The sequence below is a fragment of the Blastochloris tepida genome, assembly GCF_003966715.1.
GTDB lineage: Bacteria > Pseudomonadota > Alphaproteobacteria > Rhizobiales > Xanthobacteraceae > Blastochloris > Blastochloris tepida.
The window spans coordinates 1493583-1515241 of sequence record NZ_AP018907.1 but is presented as its reverse complement, the minus strand read 5'-3'; the positions used below and the strand labels follow the sequence as shown (position 1 = coordinate 1515241).

Here is a 21659-nt window from a genome sequence, read left to right as displayed (position 1 = left end):
CGCCCTGCCCGGCCCGGGGCCGCTCACGCGACGCTTGCCTCGGACCGCCGCCGGGCGATGCGCGCCGAGCCCAGGAATGCGGCGATGAAGACCACGGTCATCAGCAGCACGATGGTCGGCGCCGGCGCGCTGTCGATGAAGAAGCTGAGATAGACCCCGAGGAACGCGCACGACACGGCGACCGCAACCGCCAGCACCAGCAGCAGCCCGAACCGGGCAGTCAGCAGGAAGGCGATGGCGCCCGGCGCGATCAGCATGGCGATCGCCAGGATGATGCCGACCGCCTTCAGCGCGCCGACGATGGCGAGCGACAGGATCGCCAGGAAGCCATAGTGCAGCAGCCGCACCGGCAGGCCCACAGCCTTGGCCTGGACCGGATCGAACGCGTGCAGCAGCAGATCCCGCCATTTCAGCATCACGAGGCCGGTGACCACGGCGGCGATGACGCCACTCTCGACGATATCCGCCCACCCGACGCCCAGCATGTCGCCGAACAGGATGTGGTCGAGATGCACGTCGGTCTCGATCCAGGTGTAGAGCACGAGGCCCAGGCCGAACATGCCCGAGAACACCACGCCCATCACCGTATCCTGCTTGATGCGGCTGTTTTCCTTGAGGAATCCGGTGGCGACCGCGCAGGTCATGCCCGCGGCGAACGCGCCCAGCGCCAGCGGCAGGCCGGCGATATAGGACAGCACCACGCCCGGCAAAACGGCGTGGGAGATCGCATCCCCCATCAGCGACCAGCCCTTGAGCACCAGGAACGACGACAGCAGCGCCGCCGGAACCGCCACCAGCACCGAAATCAGCAGCGCGCTGCGCATGAACTCGAACTGGAACGGCGAGGCGAGGCTTGCGGCAAGCTCCATCATGCGGCGCCCTCCAGGCTCCGCGCCACCCGCCGCCGGCTGGCGATCAGGCCGTGCTTGGGCGCGAACACGAAGGCCGCCAGGAACACCAGGGTCTGCAGCACGACGATGACCCCGCCGGTGGCGCCGTCGAGGAAGAAGCTGAGATAGGCGCCGACGAAGCTGGTGGTTGCCCCGACCGCGACGCTGATGGCGATGAGGCGCGGAAACCGGTCGGTGAGCAGATAGGCGGTGGCGCCCGGCGTCACCACCATGGCGATGACCAGGAAAGCGCCGACCGTCATCAGCGCCGCCACCGTGCAGGCGCTGAGCAGCGTGAAGAACAGGCCCTTGAGCAGGGGTGGATTGAGGCCGATGGTGCGGGCGTGGTTCTCGTCGAAGAACACCACCATCAGATCCTTCCACTTCACCAGCAGCACAATGAGCGACACCGCACCGATGATCGCCAGCTGCAGCGTGTCCTCGGGCGTGATGGCGAGAATATTGCCAAGGATGATCGTCTGGATGTTCACCGATGTCGGCGCCAACGACACCATGAACAGGCCGAGCCCGAAGAAGGAGGTGAAGATCAGGCCGATGACGGTGTCTTCCTTCAGCTTGGTACGCTGGCTCAGAAACAGCATGGCAGCGGCGGCGAGCGCGCCCGACAGGAACGCCCCGAGCGAGAACGGCAGACCGAGCATGTAGGCGCCGGCAACGCCCGGAACGATGGAGTGGGACAGCGCGTCGCCGATCAGTGACCAGCCCTTGAGCATCAGATAGGCCGACAGGAAGGCGCAGACCGCGCCGACCATTGCGCTCACCCACATGGCATTGACCATGTAACCGTAACCGAAGGGCTCGAGCAGCGCGGCCATCATGCGCCGCTCCGTTCCCGCACCGGTGTCTCGCGCACGGGCGTCGTCTCGTCCGCCGGGGATCGGGCGGGCGCGCCCTTGGCGTCCCCTGCCCCGATTTCGGCTGCCTCTGGTGCGCCGGCCTTCGGCGTGCCCGTCTCGGGACAGCCGTCGCCATAAAGCACGAACGGCTTCTCGTCGTCGGTGATGATGCCGGTCGGCCGGCTGGCGGCCCCCTCCGCGCGATCGAAGACGAGATGGCGCAGCGCGCCACCGAACGTCCGCTCCAGATTGGCCTCGGTGAACACCTCGGGCGTCGGGCCATAGGCCAGCACGGTGTTGCGGATCAGCACGGTGCGGTCGCAGAATTCGGGAATGCTGCCAAGGTCGTGGGTGGAGACCAGCATCACCCGGCCCTCGTCGCGCAGGCCGCGCAGCAGTTGGATGATGGTCTCCTCGGTGGTGAGGTCGACGCCGGTGAACGGCTCGTCCAGCAGGATTACCCGGCTGTCCTGCGCCAGCGCCCGGGCGAGGAAGACGCGCTTGCGCTGGCCGCCGGAAAGCTCGCCGATCTGGCGCTTGCGGAACGCCGCCATGCCGACCCGCGCCAGCGCCGCGTCCACCGCCGCGCGGTCCTGCGCCTTGGGGATGCGCAGCAGGCCCATATGGCCGTAGCGCCCCATCATCACCACGTCCTCGACCAGGACCGGGAAGCTCCAGTCGACCTCCTCGCTCTGCGGCACATAGGCCACGAGGTTGGATTTCAGCGCCTCGCGGACCGGCCGGCCGAGGATCGAGATCGATCCCTTGGCCAGCGACACGAAGCCCATGATCGCCTTGAACAAAGTCGATTTGCCCGAGCCATTGACGCCGACCAGCGCGGCGATGGTTCCGGTCGGAATCTCGAAGGAGGCATCGCGCAGCGCGGTATGGCCGTTACGGTATGTAACCGTTACCCCCACCACCGCGATGCCCGCCTCCGGCGCGGTGTCGCGGCGCTTGTCCGATGTCATGGCGTCCGACTTCATCAGCATCGCAGTCACTCGCTCAGGCCGTTGGCGATGGTCTCGGTGGTGACCCGCAACAGATCGAGATAGGTTGGCACCGGCCCATCCGCCTCGCTCAGCGAGTCGACATAGAGCACGCCGCCGTATCGCGCGCCGGTCTCGCGCGCCACCTGCCGGGCCGGATCGGGCGAAACCGTGCTTTCGCTGAATATAACCGGAATGCTGTTGTCACGAACCGCATTGATGACCTTCTTCACCTGCTGCGGCGTGCCCTGCTGGTCGGCATTGATCGGCCACAGATAGAGTTCCTTGAGTCCGAAATCACGCGCCAGATAGGAGAATGCGCCCTCGCTGGTCACCAGCCAGCGCTTTTCGGGCGGGATCGACTCCAGCCGGGCGCGGATCGGCGCCACGGTCGCCTCGATCTTCTGCTTGTAGGCTTCCGCATTGCGCCGGTAGACCTCGGCATTGGCCGGATCATGGGCAATGAACGCATCGCGGATATTGTCGACATAGATCTGGGCGGCCGCGGGAGACATCCAGGCGTGGGGATTGGGCTTGCCGCGATAGGCGCCCTCGGCAATGCCCACCGGCGCGACGCCCTCCGACACCACGGAACTCGGAACGCCCTTCAGATTGCGAAAGAACTTCTCGAACCAGCGTTCGAGATTGAGCCCGTTCCACAAAATGAGCCGCGCATCCTGCGCCTTCAGGATGTCGCCCGGCGTCGGCTGGTAATTGTGGATCTCCGACCCCGGCTTGGTGATCGATTCGACGGTCGCCGCCTCCCCCGCAACATTGCGCGCCATGTCGGCGATCACCGTGAAGGTGGTCACCGCCTTGAACTTGCCGCCCGCCGTCCCGTCCTGCGCGGCGGCGGGTGCAGCAAGCGGGAGCGCCATGCCAACCACCAGCATGGCAATGGCAGCGCCGCCGCGAAGAAAGCCGACCATCACAGCACCCTGATAAACTTTAATGCCTCTAATGTGCATAATAACGAGGATTGACCGCTATTGCAAGTCATTTGCAATTACAATTCCTGCGTTTGCTGCGGCATCCGGCCGCCCCGCTGCGCAACCCCATTGCAATGGCAGCCGCATGCGCCTCGCCCTCCCCTTGCCGCGATGATACGACGTACGGCCGGTCGTGCAGCGGTCTGCGCCTTCCTGGAAGACTCATACGTTTTCCAGCCGATCAAGCCTTCGAGGCGTATTCCGATCGCCGAAATCCCGTTGTCGAGACTCTCTTGAGGACCTGGGATTTCCGGCGAGACCGCTTCCGGTGTCCCGAAGGGACCGATCGGAAACCGTATCAAAGGTCCCTTCGCCGAAAATCCCGCTTCCGAACAGAGGAGTTTGGCGAGACCGGTCCCGGCCTCCCGACGGGATCGACCGGAAGCCGTATAGGGAAGTTCGGTGGCCGGACGATGAAATCCGGCCCACGCGCCCTCTCGCCGCATGCGCGTACGCGGCAGACGGCCCTTCGAGGGTCCGCTTCTGTTCAGCGGCTGCTGGCGAACACCGACAGATTGAGCCACCGGCCGCCATTATAGTTGGCGGCCTTGATGACGGTGAGAAGCTGATAGCGCAGGCCGGCCTGCTCGGCGCCGACGGCGAAGGCGTGCTCGTGGCGGCGATCGACGATTGCCACCCGGCAGTCGCCCTCCCGCAGGAAGTCGGCCGCGCCCCGCGCGTCGGTCAAGAGCACGTCGGTGCCGCCGAGAAACACGAGGCTGGGCTCGCGGTAGCTCACCGACGCGATCTGGACGTCGGTACAGCCGGGAACCTTCAGCCCCGCCAGCGTGCCGGCCGGGAAATAGGTGCGCGTCGCCGGTATCAGCACCTGCAGCACCGCCACATAGACGGTGAAGGCGGCCAGCGTCGCCACCAGGAAGCCGCGTTCCGGCCCCTCCACCCGCAGCGCCTCCACCGCCTTGAAGCCGAGGAAGCCGGCCGCCAGCATGAACGGCCACGCCAGGAAGCCGGCGCCCCTGTGGAACATCAAGAGGCCGATCAGCGCCAGCGCCGGCACCAGCACGGCGATCGCCGCCCACCACCATTCCGCCCCGCGCGTCCACCAGCGCGCGGCGGGCTCCACCTCGCCCTTTTCCAGCGCCCGCGCCGCCAGGATGGCCAGCGCCGGATAGAGCGGCAGCACATAGTGCGGCAACTTGGTCGGCACCAGCTCGAACACCAGCCAGGCCGGTATCACCCAGGCGGCGAGGAACAGCACCTTTGGATCGAGCCGGTCGCGCCAAGTTGCCGGGGCGGCGAACAGCACCATTGGCGCCGCCGGCCAGAACGTCACCCAGAAGGCGATGAGGTAATAGCCCGGCGGCCCCCAGTGCTTCTCCTGGGCGGCGGCCACCTTGCCCAGCATGTCGCGCCCGACCGCCTCGTCGAAGAAGGTGCCGCCGGTCTTCAGCGTGATGGCGATGAACCAGGGCAGGATCAGCACCAGCGCCCACGGCACGCCCCACCCCGGCTTCAGCGCCCAGAGCCAGCGCCACGAGCGGGTGGCGAAGCCGGTGCCGAGAATGGTGAAGGCGGCGATCATCAGGATGATCGGCCCTTTCAGCAGCACGCCGAGACCGATGCCGGTCCAGAACACCGCCGGGATCAGCCACTCCTCGCGCTCGCTCCATCTGGCATGCCGGAAATAGGCGTGCGCGAGCGCGCCCTGCGCGGCGATGATGGTGAGGAACAGCATGGCGTCGGTCTTGGCGAGCCGCGCCTCGACCCCGAGCAGGATCGAGCTCGCCATCATCGCCGCCGCCAGCACCGCGCCCCGGCGGGAGACGAAGGCGAGCGCCGCCCAATAGGTCAGCAGCACCCCGCCGATCGCCCCGAGCAGCGAAGGGATGCGATAGAGCCAGATGCGGGTTCGCGCCTCCGGCACGCCCAGCGCCTCGGCGGCACTCACCACGCCGGCCTGCAGCCAATAGATGCCCACCGGCTTCTTGTGGCGCGCCTCGCCCTGGAAGCGGATATCGACATAGTCGCCGCTCTCCAGCATCTGCTTGGTGGCCTGGGCAAAGCGGGCCTCGTCGCGGTCGACCGGCGGGATGGTGAAGAAGCCGGGCAGGAAGCACAGCACCGCCAGCGCCGCCAGCAGCGCGCAGGCGCGCCGGTGCGATGCGCTCGCCGCATCCAGCAGCCGCGACAGCCGCGCGCCGAGGCTCGGCTGCGGCGGAAGATCGTCCTCGGCGGTCTCGATCGTCACGGCGCCAACTCTCCTGCCCTCATGCCGGCCCGCTCGCCGGCCTGCCGAATGTCTCGTCCCGAATGTGCCGTCCCAACCGCCCCGTCACGACGACAAGGAGCCCCCTCCGGCATTGGCGGTTGATGCGTCCGCGCGAGATGCACAAAGGGTCTATACCGCCAGGGACGGGGCCTATATAGCCGACCTTGGCGCCGGCACCTACCGGCCGTTCGCAAGCCATCACAGCCCGTTCCGCATCGCCCCTCGGGAAATCCCGTAGGCCGAAAGAACCGGGCCGGGAGCTAGCGAAAACCACCCATCCGTTCCTATAAGGAGCGCTGGCGGACAGACCCGCCGCGGTCGAAGGCAGTTTCTCTGGAGAGGCGAAACGATGAAGATTGCCATTCCCGTCGAGACCGATGAGGCCGAGCCGCGGGTCGCGGCGACGCCCGAAACGGTCAAGCGGCTGGTCGGCCTCGGGGCCGACATCGTGGTTCAAGCGGGGGCCGGTCTCGCCTCCGGCATCCGCGACAACGAATATGAGGCGGCCGGCGCCAAGCTGGCCCTCACCGCGAAGGACGCCGTCGCCAATGCCGACATCGTTCTGAAGGTGCGGCGGCCGACCCCCGACGAATTCGCCGACTACAAGTCCGGCGCGCTCGTCATCGCCATCATGGACCCCTACGGCAACGAGGCGGCGCTGAAGGCGATGGCCGAGGCCCGTCTCGTCTCCTTCGCGATGGAGCTGATGCCGCGCATCACCCGCGCACAGGTGATGGACGTGCTCTCCAGCCAGGCGAACCTCGCCGGCTACCGCGCGGTGATCGACGGCGCCGCCGAATACGGCCGCGCGCTGCCGATGATGATGACCGCCGCCGGCACCGTGCCCGCCGCCAAGGTGTTCGTGATGGGCGCCGGCGTCGCCGGCCTGCAGGCCATCGCCACCGCCCGGCGCCTGGGCGCCGTGGTCACCGCCACCGACGTCCGCCCGGCCGCCAAGGAGCAGGTGGAAAGCCTCGGCGCCAAGTTCATCGCCGTCGAGGACGATGAGTTCAAGCAGGCCGAGACCGCCGGCGGCTACGCCAAGGAGATGTCGAAGGAGTACCAGGCCAAGCAGGCCGAGCTGGTGGCCTCGCACATCGCCAAGCAGGACATCGTCATCACCACCGCCCTCATCCCCGGCCGCCCGGCGCCCAAGCTGGTGTCGAAGGAGATGGTCGAGAGCATGAAGCAGGGCTCGGTGGTGGTCGACCTCGCGGTCGAGCGCGGCGGCAATTGCGCGCTGGCGGAGCCCGGCGCGGTCGTGGTCCATGAGGGCGTGAAGATCGTCGGCTACCTCAACGTGCCCGGCCGTCTCGCCGCCACAGCGTCCAGCCTTTATGCGAAGAACCTCTTCGCCTTCGTCGAGACGCTGGTCGACAAGAACACCAAGTCGCTCGCCGTCAACTGGGATGACGAGCTGGTGAAGGCGACCTGCCTGACCAAGGATGGCGCCGTCATCCACCCCTCGTTTTCGCCCAAGCATGCGGCCGAGTGAACGCACGGCCGGGTAACCCCCTTCAGTTTTGCAAGCGGAAAATCATCTCATGGCCACAGTGAATGCAGACCAGGCCGCTGAGCAGTTGCGCCAGGCGGCCGAAGCGGCCCGTCAGGCCGCCGAGACCGCGCAGGCCTATGCCGACGCGGCCGGCGCTGCCATCGGCGTCGCCTCCGGCGGCTTCATCGACCCGTTCGTGTTCCGCCTCTCGATCTTCGTCCTGGCGATCTTCGTCGGCTATTACGTGGTGTGGTCGGTGACCCCGGCGCTCCACACCCCGCTGATGTCGGTCACCAACGCCATCTCGTCGGTGATCGTGGTCGGCGCCCTGCTCGCCGTCGGCGTCGACCTCACCAGCGATCAGGTTTCGGGCTGGTCGCGCACGTTCGGCTTCGTGGCGCTGGTCTTCGCCTCGATCAACATTTTCGGCGGCTTCCTGGTCACCCAGCGCATGCTGGCCATGTACCAGAAGAAGCAGAAGTGAGGGGACGGATATGAGCGCCAGTTTCGCCGCCCTGCTCTATCTGGTTGCGGCCGTTCTGTTCATCCTGTCGCTGCGCGGGCTGTCCAGCCCCGCCACCTCGCGGCAGGGCAATCTCTACGGCATGATCGGCATGGCCATCGCCGTGCTGACCACGCTGATCATGAGCCCGCCGTCCGGCTTCTCGGGCTTCCTCCTCACCGTCGTCGGCATCGCCATCGGCGGCACCATCGGTGCGATGATCGCCAAGCGCGTGGCGATGACCGCGATGCCGCAGCTCGTCGCGGCCTTCCACTCGCTCGTCGGTCTCGCCGCCGTGCTGGTGGCTGCCGGCGCGCTCTACTCGCCGACCGCCTTCGGCATCGGTGCCCCCGGGCACATCCACGGGGCGAGCCTCGTCGAGATGGCGCTCGGTGTCGCCATCGGCGCCGTCACGTTCACCGGCTCGGTGATCGCGTTCCTGAAGCTAGACGGCCGCATGAGCGGCGCGCCGATCCTGCTGCCGAACCGGCATGCGATCAATATCGGCCTCGGCGTCGCGCTGCTGCTGCTGATGCTGATCTTCATGGCCAGCGAGAGCACCACGGTGTTCTGGCTGATCGTGCTGGTGTCGTTCGTGCTCGGCGTCACCATCATCATCCCGATCGGCGGCGCCGACATGCCGGTGGTGGTGTCGATGCTCAACTCCTATTCGGGGTGGGCGGCGGCCGGCATCGGCTTCACGCTGGGCAACACCGCGCTGATCATCACCGGCGCGCTGGTCGGCTCCTCGGGCGCGATCCTGTCCTACATCATGTGCAAGGGCATGAACCGCTCGTTCATCTCGGTCATCCTCGGCGGCTTCGGCGGCGAGACCGCCGGCCCCGCCGGTGGTGCCAAGGAGCAGCGCCCGGTGAAGCAGGGCTCGGCCGACGACGCGGCCTTCATCATGAAGAACGCGTCCAAGGTCATCATCGTGCCGGGCTACGGCATGGCGGTTGCCCAGGCCCAGCACGCGGTGCGCGAGATGGCCGACCTCCTCAAGAAGGAGGGCGTCGAGGTGAAGTACGCCATCCACCCGGTGGCGGGCCGCATGCCCGGCCACATGAACGTGCTGCTGGCCGAAGCCAACGTGCCCTATGACGAGGTGTTCGAGCTCGAGGACATCAACAACGACTTCGCCACCGCCGACGTCGCCTACGTCATCGGCGCCAACGACGTCACCAACCCGGCGGCCAAGACCGACAAGACCTCGCCGATCTATGGCATGCCGATCCTCGACGTCGAGAAGGCCCAGACCGTGCTGTTCGTGAAGCGCTCGATGGCGTCCGGCTATGCCGGCGTCGAGAACGAGCTGTTCTTCCGCGACAATACGATGATGCTGTTCGGCGACGCCAAGAAGGTCACCGAGTCGATCGTCAAGGGCCTCGGCCACTGACGCCAGCCACATTCGGACGGGAACGGCCGGGCCTCGCGCCCGGCCGTTTTTGTTTAGGACCAACGGCAGCGAAAGCTGACCGTTGATCCCGAACGGACCGGTCGGAAACCGGATGACGAATCCGGAGATTTCGCGGTCCCTCCGCAGAACATCCCGCCAGCGGACAAGGATTGTTCGGCGCGTCTGCTTCCGGGGATCATCACGAGATCAGCCGGACATCCGCAGCGGCGCTGCCCTGGTTTCACGCCCTATGTATTTTTCCGAGTGCGGCGGCACGCCACATATTCAAACCTTTCTATTTGTTCATTTTCCAAACCATGACATCGCCCGGCAATCGTGGCATAGATCGCCGTGGAGATAGGCATTTCCGAGGGAACCCATGACCAACACCACCTCAGCAGGAACCAGCGCCTCCGGCTATGACGGCGTCGCCGTCATGCTGCACTGGCTGATCTTCTTGATGATCGTCGGCCTGTTCGCGTCCGGCCAGATTGCCGAGGGCATGGGCGAGCAGGTCAAGCAGCTTCAGAGTCTTGGCAACGACCCGGAAGGCGTGAAGGCGCTGATCGCCCAGCGGATCCAGCTCATGGGCATGCACAAGGCCGGCGGCGTGATCGTGTTTGCGCTGGTCGTTGCGCGCCTGTTCTGGCGGGCCACCCGCGGCGCGCCCGCGCCGGTCGAGACCTCGCCGATGATCGACCTCGCCGCCAAGGCGGCGCACGTCGCGCTCTACGCGCTGCTGATCGTGATGCCGGTGAGCGGCTTCCTGATGTCGATGTATGCCGGCCGCGGCGTCGACCTGCTCGGCATTCCGCCGCTGCTGACGCCGGTTCCCGAACTGGCCAAGCAGTTCAGCGCGGTGCACGGCTTCACCATGAACCTGATCCTGCTGGTCGTGCTGCTGCACGCTGCCGCCGCGCTGTGGCACCACTATGTGCGCCGCGACGCCACGCTCGGCCGCATGGTGCCGTGGCTGCGCGGGCAGGCGTGATATCTCGTCTCACGACGGCTTGACGATCCGGGACGGTGGCGACCTCGCCACCGTCCCTTTTCGTTTCCGGCTTTCGTCACCCCGCCTGGGTCGCCAGCATGTTGCGGAAGCGGGCGAGCGCCGCCGCAAGCGCGATGACGCCGAGCACCGCCATCACCACGATCTGCGGCCACACCACGTCGAGCCCGGCGCCGCGATAGAGGATCGCCTGGGCGAAGGCGACGTAATGGGTGGTCGGCGACACCTGCACCGCGGTCTGCAGCGTCTCGGGCATGCTCTCCAGCGGCGTGTTGGCGCCCGACAGCAGGTTCATGACGATGAACACCGGGATCGCCAGCAGGCCGAACTGCGGCATGGTCGGCGCCACGGTGGCGAGCAGCCCGCCGAGCGAGGTGGTGGCGAAGAGATAGATCGCGCTGCCCGCAAGGAACAGCGGGATCGAGCCGTGGATCGGCACGCCCAGCACCCCCTCGATCATGACGATCAGCGACAGGAAGGCGCCGGCCAGGATCACCGCGCCATTGGCCCAGATCTTCGCGGCGACGATCTCGGCCGGCGTCACCGGCATCACCAGCAGATGCTCGATGGTGCCGTGCTCGCGCTCGCGGATCACCGCCGCCGCCACCAGCACGATCGACAGGATGGTGATGAAGTTGATGATCGCCATCACCGAGGTGAAGCGGATCGAATCGAGATTGGGGTTGAAGAAGGCGCGCGTCGTCACCTCGATCGGCAGCAACGCCTCGATGCCGCGGCTCTGCAGCCACGTGGTGACCTCGTTCAGCACGATCTGCTGGATGTCGAGCGAGCCGACCCCGGCCTGGGTCATGGCGGTGGCGTCGATCAGGATCTGCACCGCCGGCTTCAGGCCGCGCAGCACGTCGGCCTCGAACGACGGCGGAATATCGATGACGAAGGTGATGCGCCCCGCCTCCATGGCCGCATCGACCTGATCGCGGTCGAGCATCACCGGCGACTGGAACAGCGGCGCCTGCAGCGCGCTGGCGATGCGGCCGGAGAGCTGCGAATGGTCGGAATCGACGATTCCGATCGAGGCGTTGACCACCTCGGTCGAGACGCCGTGGGCGATGGAGTAGATCGCGCCTGTGAACATGTAGAACAGCAGCACCAGCATCACGCGGTCGTGGCGCAGGCTGGCAAGCTCCTTCAGGCCCAGCGTCCAAACATTGGCGAGCGCGCGCATCAGGTCTCCTGCTTCTTCAGGAACAGCCGTGCCGCCATCAGGAAGCCGATGGCGAACAGGCCGAGCACCACGAGGTCGGGCACGAAGGCCGAGGCCGGCAGGCCCTTGGTGAAGGTGCCCAGGCTGATCTGCTGGAACCAGGCGGCCGGGAAACCGATGCTGAACAACCTGGCCGAGCCGGTCAGCGTCGAGGTCGGGTAGAGCAGGCCCGAGAAATTGATGGCGATGGTGTTGCACATCACCGCCGTCACCAGCATCGCCGCGATCTGGCTCTTCACGAAGCTCGACACGAACAGGCCGAAGGCGGTGGTCGCGGCGATGTAGAGCAGCCCGCCGCCGAGCAGCGCCACGAGCGAGCCCTTCACCGGCACGCCGAAATGCACCACGACGAGAACGATCAGCAGCAGGAAGCTGACGAAGCCGAGCGCGAGGTAGGGAAGCTGCTTGCCGATGAGGAATTCGCCGACCGTGGCCGGCGAGGCATAGAGATTGGCGATCGAGCCGATCTCGCGCTCGCGCACCACGCCGAGCGCGGTCATCATCGCCGGGATCATCGCCATCAGCATCATGATGATGCCGGGCGCGATGGCGAACACGCTGCGGAAGTCCTGATTGTAGCGGAAGCGCGGGCGAAGCTCGATCGGGGTGAGGTCCGGCACCGCGCCTGCGGTGCGCCGCGCCAGATCCTCGGCATAGGCCAGCACCACGCCATTGATGTAGCCGCGGGTGGTCTCGGCGCGAAACGCATTGGCGCCGTCGAGCCAGAACCCCACCTCCGGCCGGCGGTTGTTGAGCAGGTCGCGGCCGAAGCCCGGCGGAATGGTGATGGCGAGTCTGAGCTCGCCCGCGCGCATGCGCTGGTCGATCTCCTCCTGCACCTGCAGCGGCGGCTTTTCGCGGAAATAGCGCGAGCCGGAAAAGGCTTCGAGGAAGGTGCGGCTCTCCAGGCTCTGGTCGCGGTCGAGCACCGCGAACGGCAGCTTCTCCACGTCGAACGAGATGCCGTAGCCGAAGGTCAGCATCAGGATCAGCGGCCCGATCAGGCCGAACGCCAGCCGCACCCGGTCGCGCAGCAGCTCGACCGCCTCGCGCCGCGCGAACGCCCAGATGCGCCCCATTGAGACGGCGAGCGAGTCGCTAGCGCGCGGCGGCGGGTCGGCGAGTGGATCGGCCGGGGGCGAGTCGGCCGGTGCATCTCCGCTCCCCTGGACGTGCTCGATGCCTTCGCCGGTGGCCTCGGTGAGATAGGCGATGAACGCCTCCTCCAATGTCGGCGCACCCTTGGCCGCGGCAAGCTCGGCCGGCGGGCCGACCGCCAGCACGTGGCCTGCGTGCATCAGCGAGATGCGGTCGCAGCGCTCGGCCTCGTTCATGAAGTGGGTCGAGACGAAGATGGTCACGCCGTCGCGGCGCGCCAGTTCGATCATCAGCCGCCAGAACAGGTCGCGCGCCGCCGGATCGACGCCCGAGGTCGGCTCGTCGAGAATGAGCACCTCGGGCCGGTGCAGGCAGGCCGCCGCAAGCTGCAGGCGCTGGCGGATGCCGAGCGGCAGGCTGGCCGGCAGGTCGTTGGCAAAACCGGCGAGGTCGAAGCGGGTGAGCGCATCGTCCACCCGCGCCGCGGCCTCCGCTTTCGGCACCCGGTAGAGCTTGGCGTGCAGATCGAGGTTCGCCCGGACCGACAGTTCCTCATAGAGCGAGAACGACTGCGACATGTAGCCGACCCGCATGCGGGTAGCGATGTCGCCGGCATCGACCGGCTTGCCGAGCAGCTCCGCCCTGCCCTCACTGACCGCGAGCAGGCCGGTCAGCATCTTCATGGTGGTGGTCTTGCCGCAGCCGTTGGAGCCGAGAAAGCCGAAGATCTCGCCGCGCTCGATGCGGAACGACACGTCGTCGACCGCGACAAAATCGCCGAAGCGGCGGGTCAGGTGCTCGGCGAGAATGGCCGGCGCGCCGTCGTGGCGCGTGCGCGGCGGAATCACCAGCCCGCCGCTTTGCCCGCGCCGTTCCGGCCGCTGCAGCGACACGTACGCCGCCTCCAGGCTTGAGGCGCCGGTGCGCGCCAGCACGTCGGCCGTCGGCTCGGAGGCGAGGAGGCGCCCCTCGTCGATGGCGATCAGCCGCTCGAACCGCGCCGCCTCCTCCATATAGGCGGTGGCGACCACCACCGTCATCGACGGCCGCTCACTGCGCAACTGGTCGATCAGCGCCCAGAACTGGCGGCGCGACAGCGGATCGACGCCGGTGGTCGGCTCGTCGAGGATGAGCAGATCGGGGTCGTGCACCAGCGCGCAGCACAGCGACAGCTTCTGCTTCATGCCGCCAGAGAGCTTGCCCGCCGCCCGGTCGGGGAACGACGCGAGGCCGGTGGCCTCCAGCAGGCGCGCGATGCGCACCTCGCGCTCGGCCGCGCCCTGGCCGTGCAGCCGGCCGAAGAAATCTATGTTCTCGACCACCGACAGCGTCGGATAGAGGTTCTTGCCCAGCCCCTGCAGCATGTAGGCGATGCGCGGAGCCACGGCGTCGCGATGGCGGGCCTCGCGCATGTCGCCGCCGAGCACGGTGACCGTGCCGGCCTGGATCTTGCGGGTGCCGGAGATCAGCGACAGCAGCGTCGACTTGCCGACGCCGTCCGGCCCCACCACCGCGGTGGTCGAGCCCGCCGGCAAGTCCAGCGTCACATCGATCAACGCCGCCTTGCCGCCGAAGCGGTGGCTCAAGGCTTCGATGCGGACGATCGGATCACGGGACATCCGGCAGCTTCGGCTGGAGGTCGGCGGGCCAGGCGGCGGCGGGATCGATCCGAAGATAGGCGTTGCCGGTCAGCCCCACCTTCACATAGTTGCGGTAGGTGGTGAGCAGCTTGGGCTCGATCGACACCTTGATGCGGTACATCAGCTTCTCGCGCTCGGTGACCGTCTCCACCGCCTTCGGCGTGAACTGCGCCTCGGAGGCGATGAACGACACCGTCGCCGGCACCACATATTGCGGGGCGGCGTCGAGGATGATGCGCGCCTCCGAGCCCAGCGCCACCTTGCCCACCTGGGCGGTGGGCAAAAATACCGTCATGTAGACGTCGGTGAGGTCGAGCAGCGTCACCACGCGGCCGCCCGCCGCCAGCACCGCGCCCGGCTGGGTGAGCTTGTATTCGACGCGGCCGGCGACCGGCGCCGTGAGATCGGTCTCGTCCAGCGTCGCCTGGATCTGGTCGACCTGGGCAATCGCCACCTCGCGCGCCGCCTTGGCGTCGCCCACCGCGGCCCTGGCGGCGGCCACCGTCGCCTTGGCGACGTCGCGCTGGGCGCGGCGCTTGTCGACGTCCGACACCGAGGTCACCGAGCGCTGCACCAGCTCGGTGCCGCGCTTCAGCTCGACCTCGGCCAGTTCCAGATTGGCCTCCTGGCTGTCGACCTCGGCCTCGGCCTTGATGATCGCCTGCTCGGCCCGCAGCACCGCCGCCTTGGCGGCGGCAAGCTGGGCACGCAGCTCGGTCGAATCGAGGCGCGCCACCAGTTCGCCCTTGGCGACGTCATCGCCCTCGCGCACCCGGATTTCGGCGATGCGGCCGGCGATCTTGGTGGCGACATCGACCCGCTCGACCTCGATGCGGCCATTGGCCCGGGCGAAGCCCGGCGGCACGCGGCTCGCCGCATCGCGCGACCACAGCACATAGCCGCCCGCCGCCCCGGCCACGACGATCGCCAGCGCGGCGACAACGGTGGTCATGCGCATCGACACCTCCGATCCAATCCACCGAACGGTAGTGCCGGCACTCCGGATCCGGCAAGGCGGGCAATGCGGGGCTGCTCTGCAACGGCGGAATCCATCCGGTGTCGTCCCGGGCGAGCGAGGGCGAGACCCGGGACCGTCAGCAGGAAAGGCGCAGACTCCCGCAACGATCCCGGGTTGGAACGGCGAACTGTGCTTTGATGGGTGCACCGGCTCGGGGTGGCCACCCCGAGCCGGTGCGGGCGGCACGCCGTATCCCGGGTGAGCCTTCGAGGCCGTCGCGAGCAGAAGCGGCCGTCCGTCCCAAGCCAACCCGAACAGTTGCACGGGGCTTTTGACCCCGCTTCCAAGCCTGGGATGCTTGCCATGCTGCCACACCCGACGCCGCTTGCCACCCACCTTGTGGGCATCGATGTCTCCAAGGACTGGCTCGACATCGCCTTCGACGACACCAAGGTCGAGCGCGTCGATAACACCCCCGCGGCTCTCCAGCGCTTGGCCAGGCGCCTGGTGAAGGCCGGGCTCACCACCGCCGGCCTGGAGCCGACCGGCGGCTATGAACGCCTGGCGGTCGCGGTGCTGCGCGAGGCCGGCCTCACCGTGCTGCAGGTCGACAGCTGGCGCTGCCGCCAGTTCGCCAAGGCCTGCGGCCAGCGCGCCAAGAGCGATCCGCTCGACGCCCGCATCATCCGCGCCTTCATGCTGCATCACCCCTGCCGGCCGTTCCCGGAGCCCTCGCAAGCGCAGAGCGACCTGACCGCCTGGGTGCGCGAAATCACCCGCGCCGAGGCCGACATCCGCCGCCTCGAGAACCGCAAGGCCCACCCCACCCTGGCGGCCATCACCGCCCGGCTCGATGCCGAAATCGCCGCCCTGCGCGAGACCGTCGCCGCGGCCGAACAGGCCATCGAGGCGTTGATCGCCGCCGATCCGGCGATGGACGCCAAGGCCAAGATCATCACCTCGGTGCCGGGGATCGCCAACAAGACGGCCCGCGTCCTGCTCGCAGAAGCTCCCGAACTCGGCCGGTTCACCCCCCGCCAAGCCGGTGCCATCGGCGGCTGCGCACCCTATCGCAACGACAGCGGCAAAGCGCGGCGGCCGGCCCATATCGAGGCCGGACGCCGCGCGCTCAAGCGCGCCTGCTATCTCGCCGCCTTCGCCGCCATCCACTGGAACCCGTGGGCCAAACAGCTCTACGCCGACCTCAAAGCCCGCGGAAAACCCGCTAAGGTCGCCCTCATCGCCATCGCCAGAAAGCTCCTGACCATCCTCAACGCCATGATTCGAGACAACAAACCCTGGCGAGACCCCAAAACCGCATGACAGTTGCTCGCGGGCCTTCGGCCCTTGCCCGGGATGACACCCAAGATGTCGTCGCCCCGGACGGCGCGCAGCGCCGAGCCGGGGCCGTCAGCAGAAGAGACTCCTATCGGCGCACGATCCCGGCGCGCGCGGCTTCGCCGCTTGGCCGGGAGACGGTGCGGCGCCTCACCCCGCCTTCGCCCACAGCACCACGGACGCGCGCCCGGTGAGCACCGGCCGCCCGGCCGGATCGACCGCCGCGCCGGTGACGACGAGCTTGGCGCGGGTGCCGGCGCTGTTGGTGTCGATCTCGGCGACTGTCCAGGCCATCCGCACCGGGGTGTCCACCCGCACCGCCTGATCGAACCGCACCTGGAATTCCTGGCCGATGATCTCCCAGTCCCGGGCGAACCAGTTGGCGATCAGCGCGATGAACACCGCCGAGGTGTGCGGGCCGCAGGCGATCAGCCCGCGGAAGCGCGAATTGGCAGCGTAGTCGGCATCGTGGTGCAGCGGGTTGGTGTCGCCGCAGCGGGTGGCGAAGTCGGAAATCTCGGCGGCCGAGAACGTGAAGGTCTTCTCGAATCGGTCGCCCGGATGCGGCCAAAGCGGCTTCGGTGACGCCGCTTCGGGCCAGGAGGGCTGCAGACTGTCGGCGGTCGAGGTCAATAGAGCCCACCGGTTCCTGAGCCCACGGCGCGGTCCGCCTCCGGCGAGACGGTGAGCGGCCGGCCCTGGGCATCGACCACGCCGATGATCGAATAGGAATCGGGCGGCGCGGTGCCCGGCTTGAACGCCTCGAGGATGGTGCCGCCCTCGCCCGGCTGGGCGCGAAGGCCGGTCTTGGCATTGATGCGGATCAGCTTGATGCCGGGCGGCACGCGGAACGGCACCGCCGGCTTGTCGGCGAGCGCGAGCTTCATGAAGTCGCGCACCACCGGCGCGGCGATGCCGCCGCCGGTCGCCTTGTGACCGAGCGAGCGCGGCCGGTCGAACCCGAAATAGGTCGCCACCACCAGGTCGGGCGAGAAGCCGACGAACCACACGTCCTTGGCGTCGTTGGTGGTGCCGGTCTTGCCGGCGATCGGCTTGCCGACCTCCTTCAGCGCCGTGCCGGTGCCGCGCTGCACCACGCCCTCCAGCATCGAGGTGATCTGGTAGGCGGTCATCGGGTCGAGCACCTGCTCGCGCTTGTCGATCAGCGTCGGCTCGGGCTGCGCCGCCCATTTGTCGGCGTCGCAGCCCTGGCAGCTCCGCTCGTCATGGCGGTAGACGGTGTGGCCGTAGCGGTCCTGCACGCGGTCGATCAGCGTCGGCTTGATGCGCTTGCCGCCATTGGCGAACATGCCGTAGGCGCCGGCCATGCGCAGCAGCGTGGTCTCGCCGGCGCCGAGCGCCATCGACAGCACCGGCAGCATGTCGTCATAGACGCCGAACCGCTTGGCGTATTCGGCGATCAGCGGCATGCCGACATCCTGCGCCAGCCGCACCGTCATGACGTTGCGCGACTGCTCGATGCCGAACCGCAGCGTCTGCGGCCCGTAGAACTTGCCGGAATAGTTCTCCGGCCGCCACTTGTCCTGGCCCGGGCCCTGATCGACCTCGATCGGCGCGTCCATCACCACGGTGGACGGCGTGTAGCCATTGTCGAGCGCCGCGGCATAGACGAACGGCTTGAACGACGAGCCCGGCTGGCGCTGCGCCTGGGTGGCGCGGTTGAACTGGCTCTCGTCGAACGAGAAGCCGCCGACCAGCGCCAGCACGCGCCCGGTCCACGGATCGAGCGCGACGAGGCCGCCCTCCACTTCCGGCAACTGGTGCAGCTTGTAGCTTTGCGAGCCCCGGCCCGGCGCATCGGCGGCCGAGGCCTCCTCGACATAGATCACGTCGCCGGGGCGCACCACCTGCGACACCTTGGTGACCGGCTTGCCCTTGTCCGGCCCCTGGGCCCAGCGCGCCCATTTGACGCCGTCGAGCGGCAACAGGCCGATGTCGCGGGTGGTGGCGAGCTGGCCGGAGCGCTCGCGCGGCGGCTGCAGGCCGATGCGCGCGGTCTGATCCCCCGCCTCCAGCACCACGGCGAGCCGCCAGGGGATGTCGCCATAGGCGCGCATCTCGCCGAGCTTGACGCCCCAGTCGCCGGACGAGAGGTCGATGCGGTTGACCGGCCCCCGCCAGCCGCGCTGCTCGTCGAAGCGCACCAGATGGTCCATCAGCGTCTTCTTGGCCATCTGCTGCAGCTTGGGGTCGAGCGTGGTGCGCACCGACAGGCCGCCCTCATAGAGCTTCTTCTCGCCATAGCGGTCGATCAGCTCGCGCCGCACCTCCTCGGCGAAATATTCGGCGGCGAAGATGTGGGCGCCGGTCGGCCGGGTGGTCACCGTCAGCGGCTGCTTCTTGGCGGCCTCGCCATCCTCGGCGGTGATGAACTTCTCCTCGACCATGCGGTCGATCACCCAGTTGCGGCGCTCGATGGCGCGCTCGCGCTGGCGGAACGGGTGGAACAGGTTCGGCCCCTTGGGCAGCGCCGCAAGATAGGCGGCCTCCGCAACGGTGAGCTCGTGCACCGACTTGTCGAAATAGATCAGCGAGGCGGCGGCGACCCCGTAGGCGCCCATGCCGAGGAAGATTTCGTTGAGATAGAGTTCGAGAATCTTGTCCTTCGAATAGGTCCGCTCGATCCGCAGCGCCAGCAGCGCTTCCTTGATCTTGCGGTCGATCGACACCTCGTTGGTGAGCAGGAAGTTCTTCGCCACCTGCTGGGTGATGGTGGAGGCGCCCTGCGGCCGGCGGTTGGTGCCGATGTTCTGGAAATAGACCACCGCGGCACGGGTGATGCCGGCGAAGTCGAGACCGCCGTGCTGGTAGAAGTTCTTGTCCTCGGCCGCCAGGAACGCGCCGATCACCAGCTTCGGCACCGCCTGGATCGGCAGATAGAGCCGCCGCTCGCGGGCATATTCCGCCACCAGCGAGCCGTCCGTGGCATGGACGCGCGTCATGACCGGAGGTTCATAGTCCTGGAGCGTGGAATAGTCCGGCAGATCCTGCGAATACTTCCACGCGAAATAGGAAACCGCCCCCACCCCGCCGAGGAAGATCACGGTTCCGATCGCGAACAGAAAGCCGAAGAACCTGATCAGAAATCGCATTTCGTACCTTGCGGTTCGTGGCGGGCCAAAGCCCTTGCGGTTCGTGCCGGGATGGCGCCGTGGCAGACGGCCAACGCTCACGGCAGATGCCGCCCCCGCGCTTCGCGTGCGTTGAGCATGCCTCGCCCGCCTTCATGGCAAAACAGAGGCCCCGCCAAACCGGCTCACAATCTCGCGATCCTGCTCGCGATCTTCGAACAAGCGATCGGCGTCAGTTCGGAATCCGGCCGCCGCCGGCCGTGCGCATCGCCACGAAGCGCTCGATGGCGTCGGCGATCGCCTCGGTGACCTTCTTGCGCCAGACCGGCGAGGTGATCTGCCGCAGCTCCTGCCGGTTGGACATGAAGCCGAGCTCAAGCAGCACAGAGGGCACGTCGGGCGCCTTGAGCACCTTGAAACCGGCCGATTTCAGCGGCGTGCGGTGCATGCGGGCGGCCGGGCTTATCTCCCCCACCAGCGTGTGGGCGAAATGGGCCGAAAACGACTTGGTCTCGCGCTGGACGAGATCGATCAGGATGTCGGCGACGTCGTTCGGCTCCTCCTGCAGATTCACCCCGGCGATCAGGTCCGCCTTGTTCTCCGACTCGGCCAGCCGCTCGGCCTCGGCGTCGGAAGCCTTCTCGGAGAGGGTGTAGACCGACGCGCCCGAGGCGATGCCGTCGCGGGCGCGGATCGAGTCGGCATGGATCGACAGGAACAGCGCGGCCTCGTTGCGCCGAGCGATTCGCACCCGCTCGCCGAGCGGCACGAACGTGTCCTCGGTGCGTGTCATCACCACCTTCACCCGGCCGCCCTTCTCCAGCCTCTCCCGCAGCATCAGGGCGACCTCGAGCACCACGGTCTTCTCGGAGACACCCCCGCCCGGGGCGTTGGCCCCCGTGTCGATACCGCCATGGCCGGGGTCGATCACCACAACCGGAAGACGCGAACGCGCCGCGGATCCGGCGTCCGAAGGCTTGGCCTCGGCCGCCGTTCCGGGCTCGGCCATGGCGCCGCGAATCGCGGGCGCCGGATCGACCTGCGGCGACGGCGCCTCGGCCGAGCGCAGGAAGCTCGCACGGTCGGTCGGCACCAGATCGATCACCAGCCGCGCCGGCTGGTCGTCGATCGCTTCGAGCACGAACGACTTGTCGATGCTCACCGGCTCGCGCACTTCCAGCACCAGTCGGGCCTTGCCGGGGCCGACCTGGCCGTAGCGGAAGGCGGTGATCAGGCCGCGTCCATGCTGGCCGGCGTCTGCGGGGAGCTTGAAGTCGAGGCCGGCGACATCCACCACCACGCGGTAGGGATCGGCGAGCGTGAACACCCGCATCTCCACCGAAGCGGTCAGATCGAGCACCAGCCGCGTGCGGACGAGATCCCCCGCGAGGCGGACATCGACGGCGGCGACGCCCCTGTCCTTCGCTGAGCCGGCGGGCGCGGTGGCCGCAACCGCCGCGTGCTGCGCCACGGCCGAAGCCGCCCCTGCCGACAGCACGGCACAGGCGAGCAGAACACGCGCGGCGAAGTGGCGAAGCGGAAGCATGACGACCCGACGCAAGATCCCAGCCTCCTGTAGCCCAATAGCGCCGCACGGTTAACCCAGTCTTGCCGGACGAAGAATTCGCGGCGAACCTTGCCAATGGGCCGTGGCTGCCGCTATTTAAAAGACGGCTCATGGTTCGTGGTTCCGGCAGGCCGCCAACGGTCCCGACCGCGCCGACAGCCGACAAGCCGCCAGCGGCGGATTGTGATGCCCTGTCGGCTCGCCTGCCGCGCTGTTTCAGCGCCGGCTCGGCCGGACAGCCAGAGTGTTACGGCGGCAATCGTCTTGCCGTACCAAGAGACCCTAGACCTCGATGGATGCACCCACGATAGCCCGCCTGCCAACAGATGCCGCTCCGGCGGCCGGCAGCGTCGCGTTTCGGCATCACGGGTCGCCCCCCACCTA

Annotated in this window: 16 protein-coding genes; 5 read left to right on the top strand and 11 right to left on the bottom strand. The window is 67.8% G+C overall.

Translation table 11 applies throughout. The features are described 5' to 3' along the window. Window positions 1–23: 23 nt before the first annotated feature. The 5 genes from BLTE_RS07030 to BLTE_RS07010 all read right to left on the bottom strand — a co-directional run bounded on the left by BLTE_RS07030 (window position 24) and on the right by BLTE_RS07010 (window position 5934). Window positions 24–872, bottom strand: a complete 849-nt coding sequence (locus BLTE_RS07030) for a metal ABC transporter permease (protein WP_425290286.1) — start codon at window positions 870–872, stop codon at window positions 24–26. Then, window positions 869–1729: a metal ABC transporter permease gene (locus tag BLTE_RS07025; protein WP_126398826.1), complete on the bottom strand. Its 861-nt coding sequence runs from the start codon at window positions 1727–1729 to the stop codon at window positions 869–871. Before BLTE_RS07025 ends, BLTE_RS07030 begins: the two co-directional genes overlap by 4 nt. Next, window positions 1726–2733, bottom strand: coding sequence for a manganese/iron ABC transporter ATP-binding protein (locus BLTE_RS07020; protein ID WP_126402093.1), 1008 nt, complete (start codon window positions 2731–2733; stop codon window positions 1726–1728). Before BLTE_RS07020 ends, BLTE_RS07025 begins: the two co-directional genes overlap by 4 nt. Window positions 2734–2744: 11 nt before the next feature. Beyond that, entirely contained in the window at window positions 2745–3629 is an 885-nt protein-coding gene (locus BLTE_RS07015; RefSeq protein ID WP_126402092.1) for a metal ABC transporter substrate-binding protein, read from the bottom strand. 583 nt (window positions 3630–4212) lie between these two features. After that, window positions 4213–5934, bottom strand: a complete 1722-nt coding sequence (locus tag BLTE_RS07010) for an ArnT family glycosyltransferase (protein WP_126398824.1) — start codon at window positions 5932–5934, stop codon at window positions 4213–4215. 370 nt (window positions 5935–6304) lie between these two features. Between BLTE_RS07010 and BLTE_RS07005 the strand changes: the two genes are divergently transcribed. From BLTE_RS07005 to BLTE_RS06990, 4 genes are all read left to right on the top strand, one after another. Further along, entirely contained in the window at window positions 6305–7450 is a 1146-nt protein-coding gene (locus tag BLTE_RS07005; protein ID WP_126398822.1) for a Re/Si-specific NAD(P)(+) transhydrogenase subunit alpha, read from the top strand. Window positions 7451–7499: 49 nt separating this feature from the next. Further along, complete coding sequence (locus BLTE_RS07000) at window positions 7500–7934, top strand: proton-translocating transhydrogenase family protein (protein ID WP_126398821.1); 435 nt, start codon at window positions 7500–7502, stop codon at window positions 7932–7934. A 10-nt stretch (window positions 7935–7944) separates the two neighbouring features. Continuing rightward, window positions 7945–9348: an NAD(P)(+) transhydrogenase (Re/Si-specific) subunit beta gene (locus BLTE_RS06995; RefSeq protein WP_126398819.1), complete on the top strand. Its 1404-nt coding sequence runs from the start codon at window positions 7945–7947 to the stop codon at window positions 9346–9348. 379 nt (window positions 9349–9727) lie between these two features. After that, window positions 9728–10339, top strand: coding sequence for a cytochrome b (locus BLTE_RS06990; protein ID WP_126398817.1), 612 nt, complete (start codon window positions 9728–9730; stop codon window positions 10337–10339). 76 nt (window positions 10340–10415) lie between these two features. Here the strand turns inward: BLTE_RS06990 and BLTE_RS06985 are convergent, their stop codons facing one another. From BLTE_RS06985 to BLTE_RS06975, 3 genes are read right to left on the bottom strand one after another with little or no spacing between them, the layout of a single operon-like run. Further along, window positions 10416–11543 carry an ABC transporter permease gene (locus BLTE_RS06985; protein WP_126398815.1) on the bottom strand — a complete coding sequence of 376 codons (1128 nt, stop codon included), beginning with the start codon at window positions 11541–11543 and terminating at the stop codon, window positions 10416–10418. Next, complete coding sequence (rbbA, locus tag BLTE_RS06980; RefSeq protein ID WP_126398813.1) at window positions 11543–14299, bottom strand: ribosome-associated ATPase/putative transporter RbbA; 2757 nt, start codon at window positions 14297–14299, stop codon at window positions 11543–11545. Before rbbA ends, BLTE_RS06985 begins: the two co-directional genes overlap by 1 nt. Beyond that, a complete protein-coding gene (locus BLTE_RS06975; protein ID WP_244600145.1) occupies window positions 14289–15272 on the bottom strand; it encodes an HlyD family secretion protein in 984 nt (327 codons plus the stop codon). Before BLTE_RS06975 ends, rbbA begins: the two co-directional genes overlap by 11 nt. Window positions 15273–15632: 360 nt before the next feature. On the opposite strand from BLTE_RS06975, the gene BLTE_RS06970 reads away from it, so the two are divergent. Further along, complete coding sequence (locus tag BLTE_RS06970; protein WP_126396710.1) at window positions 15633–16601, top strand: IS110 family RNA-guided transposase; 969 nt, start codon at window positions 15633–15635, stop codon at window positions 16599–16601. 165 nt (window positions 16602–16766) lie between these two features. Here BLTE_RS06970 and BLTE_RS06965 read toward each other — a convergent pair whose 3' ends face one another. The 3 genes from BLTE_RS06965 to BLTE_RS06955 all read right to left on the bottom strand — a co-directional run bounded on the left by BLTE_RS06965 (window position 16767) and on the right by BLTE_RS06955 (window position 21254). After that, window positions 16767–17249 carry a MaoC family dehydratase gene (locus tag BLTE_RS06965; protein WP_126398808.1) on the bottom strand — a complete coding sequence of 161 codons (483 nt, stop codon included), beginning with the start codon at window positions 17247–17249 and terminating at the stop codon, window positions 16767–16769. Beyond that, the gene (locus BLTE_RS06960; protein WP_126398806.1) at window positions 17246–19729 is read right to left on the bottom strand and encodes a penicillin-binding protein 1A; all 2484 of its coding nucleotides are present in this window, start codon (window positions 19727–19729) and stop codon (window positions 17246–17248) included. The genes BLTE_RS06965 and BLTE_RS06960 overlap by 4 nt, the downstream gene beginning before the upstream one ends. A gap of 211 nt (window positions 19730–19940) precedes the next feature. Continuing rightward, window positions 19941–21254, bottom strand: coding sequence for an N-acetylmuramoyl-L-alanine amidase (locus tag BLTE_RS06955; protein ID WP_126402091.1), 1314 nt, complete (start codon window positions 21252–21254; stop codon window positions 19941–19943). Window positions 21255–21659 lie beyond the last annotated feature (405 nt).